Below are 2,071 nucleotides of genomic sequence, written 5' to 3' on the forward strand. Positions count from 1 at the left end.
TGAACAACGACCCTGAGCTGTGCGGCGAGGAGCACTGGCCAAAGGTGGGGGAACGAGTTCGCGTCGCCTGTCTTGGCGTCTGGCCGGACGGGGAGTTGCGAATGACCATGCGAAACTTCTTCATCGACATGCTGGAAGGCCCTCACTTCCAGCACCTTTCTCCCCGCAAGGGTCGGCAGGATTGAAGTCAGGGGGTGGCAGTGGAAGTGGACTGGGTTGCTCAACCACATCGCCTCGGGGAGGGGCTGCATGGCTCGGGAACTACTGTTGCCCGCTGATTTTCACGACCACGCTTGGGAGGTTGAGGCGAAGGGTGTCTTCTGGGGCGCCTCGGTACGCATCAACGATCGTGTGGTTGATGTCACCTTTTATGACCCCGTTCGGCTCTCGCAGGACATCGCGGAGGAGCTGGGGCAATGCCGTTTCACGGAGCTTCGCCGCGTTCTCGTCGTGCCCTGCGTGACCGAGGAGCAGATGCGTATGGCCGTGGAACGAGCGTCAGCTGAGTTCTTCGCATGACGCCAGGCCACAGGGGATGGCATCCAGCTCGCAGGGCCGTCAGGTCACTGCTTCGCGGTGACGTATCCTGAACTTGATCCGCAGAGCGGCAGCATCAAAGTGGGGCATGACATGACAACCGAGTACGACGAATCCACCTTCTACCCTGAAGGGTTCCCGCTGCACGGGGCTTTCTTCATCCGTGACATCCAACGCAAGTCGTGGTGGCCGTACCGGCCCATCGACGGGCAGGTTGACGCGCTGTGGCTGCTGGGCGATGACTCCCTGCCGGAGGGCCTGTTCGGTCGTTTGATGGCGGAGTGGGGCAAGAAGCTGGACTGGTTCATCGCGGGAACGAGCCGATACAAGGCCGGAACGGAGCCATCGAGCTGGACCACTCAGCACAAGGCGTCCACCACGACGCGGCTGGGGCGTTTGATCTATGAGGATGACACCAAGTTCCACCGATGCATGGAGTGGTGGCAGATCACTCCCAACACCGAGGAACTCCACCACTTGTTGCAAGGTCCGCTGTTTGGGCCACGTTCGGGCTGGTGGTTGGCGGCCTCAGCTGATGCTGACGCAGGTCAGCGGTTCGTCAAGGCAACCACCGGCCTGCTGTGGTGGGCAACGCGGAACTACCTGCCATATGACGGAGCAAACCATGAGGTCGTTGGCAGATCAGTCAAGGAAGCCCTGCTTGGGCTGCTGCCGCAGATCGGCCTGATGTCCGTGGTGCCGTTGAACAATCATCCGGTCAGCGGTGTGGTGATCTTCGGCACCCCCGAGGCGATCCAGGAGGCGTCGTCGTCGGTGGGTGGAATCCGGGAGAGTCAGGGCGAGGAGGTCGTCATGCTTCAGCACCGCGCAGGTTGGCTTGCCACCCTGTAGCGTTGAGTGCATGAACGTGGAGACGGGTGCCGGGGTGCGGAGCGTAGGGGTAGCGGCATCCACGGGGACTGTGATCGAGACCGACCGGTGGGTTCCGCTGATGCTGGAATGGGACTGCGTCATCTCCGACGCACCCCTGTACCTGTTCATCAGGGACCCTGCTGACGGTTTCGTCGAGCTGAAGATCGATCCCGACACTGGGGCGCTGATCGGGTTCGTGATCATTGACCTGCCGCAGGAGGACGACCGAGGGCGGACCCTTCACGGGGTTCCCACCAAGGTGGGCACGCCTGTTGTTGACCGGGACATGTGGCCTTGGAAGGTGACCCCGGACTATCGGGAGCCTGCCAAGCGTAACGTGGACATGTTCCTCCCCCTGGCCAGCTCGGTGGACGACGACCACCTCACCGTCTGGATCGGCGACGGCCAGCCTGAGGTCAACCTGACCACGGGGGATGTCGCGGTCACGATCGGGCGAGATGGAGCCCTGTTGGCGATCTCGGTGCCGTGGCCGAAGGAGTCGGCAGAGCTGTGGCCGTTGTCCCCGAAAGGCGGTGCGCATGGATACGAGGGCTGAGCGTGGGGTCGTCCTCGCCTATCATCCGTGGGGATACGAGGTCCAACTTGACGGCTCCGGGGACGTTGGGCTGGTGGGATTGGGGGCGGCAAGCAAAGTGATGAT

4 protein-coding genes are annotated in these 2,071 nt (G+C 62.5%); all 4 read left to right on the top strand.

What is annotated here, in order from left to right:
* Positions 1 to 185 (top strand): hypothetical protein (locus tag EII34_RS16350; protein ID WP_221620325.1); only part of this gene is annotated, 185 nt, incomplete at its 5' end.
* A gap of 64 nt (positions 186 to 249) precedes the next feature.
* Positions 250 to 519, top strand: coding sequence for a hypothetical protein (locus tag EII34_RS15615; RefSeq protein ID WP_124846094.1), 270 nt, complete (start codon positions 250 to 252; stop codon positions 517 to 519).
* A 111-nt stretch (positions 520 to 630) separates the two neighbouring features.
* Positions 631 to 1,389, top strand: coding sequence for a hypothetical protein (locus tag EII34_RS15620; RefSeq protein WP_124846095.1), 759 nt, complete (start codon positions 631 to 633; stop codon positions 1,387 to 1,389).
* Positions 1,390 to 1,399: 10 nt separating this feature from the next.
* Positions 1,400 to 1,966, top strand: a complete 567-nt coding sequence (locus EII34_RS15625) for a hypothetical protein (protein WP_124846096.1) — start codon at positions 1,400 to 1,402, stop codon at positions 1,964 to 1,966.
* Positions 1,967 to 2,071 lie beyond the last annotated feature (105 nt).

The organism is Arachnia propionica, from assembly GCF_003859805.1.
Classification (GTDB): Bacteria; Actinomycetota; Actinomycetes; order Propionibacteriales; family Propionibacteriaceae; genus Arachnia; species Arachnia propionica_C.

Bases quoted from the DNA above. Each gene is read 5' to 3' on its own strand.
- EII34_RS15615 (WP_124846094.1), top strand. From the start codon at position 250: ATGGCTCGGGAACTACTGTTGCCCGCTGATTTTCACGACCACGCTTGG.
- EII34_RS15625 (WP_124846096.1), top strand. From the start codon at position 1,400: ATGAACGTGGAGACGGGTGCCGGGGTGCGGAGCGTAGGGGTAGCGGCA.
- EII34_RS15620 (WP_124846095.1), top strand. From the start codon at position 631: ATGACAACCGAGTACGACGAATCCACCTTCTACCCTGAAGGGTTCCCG.